We start from the raw sequence: 4827 nt of genomic DNA on the forward strand, positions 1-4827 counted from the left end.
CCGAGCAGACGTAAAACTGCCCCTTTTCGCTTGAAAAGGGGCAGTTTTGCGTCTGCTCGCGGGGAAACTCTCAGCCGATCGGCGCGTCGGCCGCGGGTGTCGGTTCCGGCTCGGTGCTGGTCGCCGGCGCGGACGTGGTGGTCGTGGTCTCCGACGTCGACGAGCTGGACGATGTGGTCATGGCGTCCGGCGGCGAGTTCGGATCCAGCACGGTGTCGATCAGGTAGATGCGGGCGTTCTTCGCGTGAATCGCGCCGCAGACCAGCTTGGCACTGTCGTTGACCTTGATGTCGCCGCCCTTGCCGGTCACGTTGATCTCGGCGCCCTGCTGGGTGGGCCGCTGGCCCTGAACATCTTCGTTGCCGAGCAGGCCGAGGAACGCGTGGTAGTAGTCCAGGCTGGTCAGCGCGGCCGGATCGGCCTTGAGCGCCTCCAGCTGTGCCGGGTCCATCTTGGCGAACGCGTCGTTGGTCGGCGCGAACACCACATACGGCCCGTTGTCGAGCACCGGGTCGATGTTGACGGCCGGGTTCATCCCGCCGGACACCGCGGAGTTGAAGGTGCTGATCTGGGGGATGGCGGCCAGCACCTGGCTCACCGGAAGCTCGGCCAGGTCCTTGTAGGTCGGCAGGGCCTTCTTGAAGTCGTCGCAGCCGGGGCCCTGGGGATCGGGGATCTCGATCACCGGTGCCTCGGTGGTGGTCGGCGCCGGCGGATCGGCGTAAGCGGTGACCGCCAACGGCACTGAGGCGGCGATCGCCGCGAACGCCGCGGCTGCGCCCAAGGTCTTGGTGCGAGTGTTCATAGCTGGGTTCCTCCCGCTCATGACGGCCTGTGGTTCCTACGTCGGCTGCCGGTGACACGCGTGCCGATATGAGCGGAACGCGAGCACCCGCACGCGCGAATGCGTCGGCGTTCCCCGCGGCGCCGCATCGGATGGTAAGGCTAACAAAGCAGTTACGCCAAAGCAGACGCCTCTACGTGCCCACCCGGTCCCGATTGACCTGGGCTTTCCTGATACCGGCCGAGAAGACCGCGGCGACGAAACACAATCCCGCGGCCAGGTAGAACGCCATATCGTAATTTCCGTTCAGATCGCGCAGCCAGCCCGCACCCGCGGCCGCGATCGCCGCCCCGACCTGGTGGGAGGCGAACACCCAGCCGAACACCACAGGGGAGCGGTCGCCGAAGTAGTCCCGGCACAGCACGATCGTCGGGGGAACAGTGGCGACCCAGTCCAGCCCGTAGAACACCACGAAGACCCAGGTGCTGGGCTGGGCGTGCGGCGCCAGCAGCGACGGCAACAGCAGCAGCGACACCCCGCGGCCCGCGTAGTACACCAGCAGCAGCAGCCGGGGGTCGATCCGGTCGGTGAGCCATCCGGAGAACACCGTGCCCGCGACGTCGAGGATGCCGATGGTGGCGAGCAGACCCGCGGCCACCGTGGTCGGCATGCCGTGGTCGTTGGCCGCCGGGATGAAGTGGGTGGCGATCAGGCCGTTGGTGGTCATCCCGCAGATCGCGAAGCTGCCCGCCAGCAGCCAGAACGCGGGCACCCGCAGGCCGATGCGCAGCCCGTCGAAGGCCGCGGTGAAGCTGCTCGCCGGGACGGTCGCGGCGAGGACCGGGGCGCCGGGATCGGCTCCGTAGGGCGCCAGGCCCTTGTCCGCGGGGCGGTCGCGCAGGAACACCGCGACCAGGGGCACCACGGCCACGGCGGCCGCCGCGACGATGAGCGAGGCCCAGCGCCAGCCGTGCTGGGTGGTGACGGCCGCGACGATCGGCAGGAAGATCAGCTGGCCGGTGGCGCTCGCGGCGGTGAGCACCCCGGTGACCAGGCCGCGGCGCTGTTCGAACCAGCGGGTCGCGACGGTCGCGACGAAGCCCATCGAGATCGCGCCGGCACCGATCCCGACCAGCACGCCCCACAGCAGCACCAGCTGCCAGCTGGCGGTCATCGCGATGCTGCCCGCCGAGCCCGCGGTGATCAGCAGCAGTGCGACGGTGAGCACCGGTCGCACCCCGAACCGGTCCATCAGCGCCGCGGCGAACGGCGCGGTCAGGCCGTACAACAACATGTTGACCGACATGGCCAGCCCGACGGTCCCGTGCGTCCAGCCGAATTCGTGGTGCAGCGGGTTCATCAGCACGCCGGGGATGGACCGGAAGCCGGCCGCGCCGAGGATCGCCACGAAGCTCACCGCGGCCACCACCCAGGCCCAGTGGATGCGGGCAGGGGTCACCGTCCGGTCGGGTGTCGTCGTCACCCGACAACTGTCATCGAAGACCGCGTCCGCGGCCAGTGGCATAAATGACAGCAATCATCAAAAATATGCCAGAATGCCGGGTATGCATCGCGTGGCTGTCCTGTTGCTGCCCGAGGTGGTCGGCTTCGACGCGACCATCGCCCCGCTGCTGTTCTCCACCGCCACCGGTCCCGACGGCGACCCGCTCTACGAGGTGGTGACCTGTGGGCTGACGGCCGGGCCGGTGCCGTCGACCTCGGGCTTCGCCCTGGTGCCCGCCGCGGGCAGGCAGGCCCTGGCCGCCGCTGACACGGTGGTGATCCCGGGGACCAGGTATCGGCCCGCGCGCATCGACGGTGTGCTGGAAGACGATGTGCTGGAAGCGTTGTCGACGATCCGGCCCGGGACGCGTCTGGTGTCGATCTGTACCGGTGCGTTCGTCCTGGCGGCGGCGGGGCTGCTGGACGGCAGGCCGGCCACCACCCACTGGCGGCATGCGGCGGATATGCGCCAGATGCACCCCGGGGTGCTGCTCGACGAGAACGTGCTGTTCGTCGACGACGGGGATGTGCTCACCTCGGCGGGGCTGGCCGCCGGAATCGACTTGTGCCTGCACATCATTCGGTCCGATCACGGCGCGCAGGTGGCTAATGCGGTGGCCCGGTACTGCGTGGTGCCGCCGTGGCGGGAGGGCGGCCAAGCCCAGTTCATCGACCCGGGGACGCCGGTGTCCGATCAGGCCTCCACGACGGCGGCCACCCGCGAATGGGCCGTGCGGCATCTGCACGAGGAGTTGACCGTGCAGCGCCTGGCCCGGCACGCCCACATGAGTGTGCGTACCTTCATCCGGCGCTTCCGCGAGGAGACCGGACAGGCGCCAGGAGCCTGGATCCGCACCCGCAGGCTGGACCGGGCCAGGGAACTGCTGGAATCGGTCGACCTGTCGGTCGAGGAGGTGGCCCGGCGCTCCGGCCTGGGCACCGCGGGCAACCTGCGCCACCATCTGCGGCGCGGGATCGGCATGTCACCGTCGAGCTACCGCAAGGTGTACCAGGGCTCGTGACCGGGCTGCACCATCGGCGAACAGACGCGAAGGTGCCCGGCGACAAGGATTTTGGGGTACCGCCGCGTCTGCTCGCGCTGGTTACCGCAGCGGGTGCGCCAATTCGTCGCTGGGCATCCTGGCCATGACGAGTGCGACGGCGGCCAGGATCGCCGGTGCGATACCGGCGACGAGGAAGATGGTCTCCATCGAGACCACCTTCGACAGCGGGCCGACGATCGCGAACGACAGCGGCATGAAGGCCAGCGAGACGAAGAAGTCCAGGCTGGAGACCCGACCCAGCATCTCCGTCGGCACCCGGCGTTGCAGCAGCGTCCCCCAGATCACCATCGCCGCACCGTCGGTGATCCCGATCGCGAAGGTCGCCAACGCCATCAGCGGGAACGACGATGTGACGCCGACGATCGTCAGCGGGATCGAGCCGAGCCCCCACATCGCCATCATCGTGCTGAGATAACGCCGCGGCATCCGCCGCGACGAGACCGTCAGCGCACCGAGTGCACTGCCGAAACCGAAGAACGCCAGGATGAATCCGTACGCCCGCGCGCCGTCGTCGAACCGATCCTGGGCGATGAACGGCAGCAACACCTCGATCGGGCCGAGCACGACGAGCACGAAGATGCTGGCGAACAGCAGCGTCCACAGCAGCCACGGGGTGACCAGCATGAACACGAAGCCCTCGCGCAGGTCCCGCAGGACGTGCGGTCGTTCGGAAATCGGTTGCGCCGTTTCCCAATTCGAGCCGGCATCCGCCGCCCGCCGGGTCGCAACCAGCAGCGCGAGGCCGAGGCCGAACAGCACCGCCACCACGACCGTCCCGACTGAGGGGATGGTCGCACCGATCACCATGCCCGCGACCGCCGGGCCGACCGAGCGCTGGAACACCGGCCGCACGACGCCCTCGACCCCGTTGGCGGCCAGCAGTTGTTCGGGCGGCAGGATGCGCGGCAGGATCGCGCTGTAGGCCGGGAAGAAGAACGCCGCGGCGATGCCGAGAATCGCTGCGGCCACGGCCATATGCCAGATCCTGAGGGCTCCGGTCAGGCCGAGGGTCGCGACGGTCGAGACGGTGACGAAGTTGACCGCCTCGACCGCGATGATGATGGTGCGCTGGTTGATCCGGTCGGCGGCGATACCGCCGACGAGGACGAAGGCGACCAGGCCCGCACCCAGGCAGGTGGCGACCAGCGAGAGCGAAGCCGGATCGTTGTCGATCGCGATGACCTGCAGGGCCATCACCACCGACCACATGCCTTCGGCGAAGATCGACAGCGACACCGCGGCGATGAGCAACCGGTACTCGCGGATCCGGAACGGGGCGAGCACGCGCCAGCCGCCGGCGTTCTGTACCGGCTGGGTGATGTCGTGCTGCATGCTCACAACGTTCGATGGTGTCGCACCGGCACCGCTCCGGTCCACCGATTTTCCACCGCGAGCAGACGCGGGCGTCCCCCAAAACCCGGCTTGGATTCAGGCGGTGGCTGCAACGAATGTGGACGGGTCTGAGAGTAGTCGGTC

4 protein-coding genes are annotated in these 4827 nt (G+C 68.8%); 1 reads left to right on the top strand and 3 read right to left on the bottom strand.

Annotated features, from left to right (window positions below; genetic code table 11):
• Window positions 1-70: 70 nt before the first annotated feature.
• Window positions 71-805 carry a fasciclin domain-containing protein gene (locus ACWDTP_RS37405; protein WP_450028260.1) on the bottom strand — a complete coding sequence of 245 codons (735 nt, stop codon included), beginning with the start codon at window positions 803-805 and terminating at the stop codon, window positions 71-73.
• A gap of 172 nt (window positions 806-977) precedes the next feature.
• On the bottom strand, window positions 978-2309 hold the full coding sequence (locus ACWDTP_RS37410; RefSeq protein WP_450028262.1) for an MFS transporter: 1332 nt from the start codon (window positions 2307-2309) through the stop codon (window positions 978-980).
• Window positions 2310-2349: 40 nt separating this feature from the next.
• Between ACWDTP_RS37410 and ACWDTP_RS37415 the strand changes: the two genes are divergently transcribed.
• Window positions 2350-3309 carry a GlxA family transcriptional regulator gene (locus tag ACWDTP_RS37415; RefSeq protein ID WP_450028261.1) on the top strand — a complete coding sequence of 320 codons (960 nt, stop codon included), beginning with the start codon at window positions 2350-2352 and terminating at the stop codon, window positions 3307-3309.
• An 81-nt stretch (window positions 3310-3390) separates the two neighbouring features.
• Here the strand turns inward: ACWDTP_RS37415 and tet(V) are convergent, their stop codons facing one another.
• The gene (tet(V), locus tag ACWDTP_RS37420) at window positions 3391-4683 is read right to left on the bottom strand and encodes a tetracycline efflux MFS transporter Tet(V) (RefSeq protein ID WP_450028263.1); all 1293 of its coding nucleotides are present in this window, start codon (window positions 4681-4683) and stop codon (window positions 3391-3393) included.
• Window positions 4684-4827 lie beyond the last annotated feature (144 nt).

The organism is Mycobacterium sp. NPDC003449, from assembly GCF_053588415.1.

Excerpts from the sequence above, each read along its gene's own strand:
- ACWDTP_RS37405 (WP_450028260.1), bottom strand. The coding sequence starts at position 805 with ATGAACACTCGCACCAAGACCTTGGGCGCAGCCGCGGCGTTCGCGGCG.
- ACWDTP_RS37410 (WP_450028262.1), bottom strand. The coding sequence starts at position 2,309 with ATGCCACTGGCCGCGGACGCGGTCTTCGATGACAGTTGTCGGGTGACG.
- ACWDTP_RS37415 (WP_450028261.1), top strand. The coding sequence starts at position 2,350 with ATGCATCGCGTGGCTGTCCTGTTGCTGCCCGAGGTGGTCGGCTTCGAC.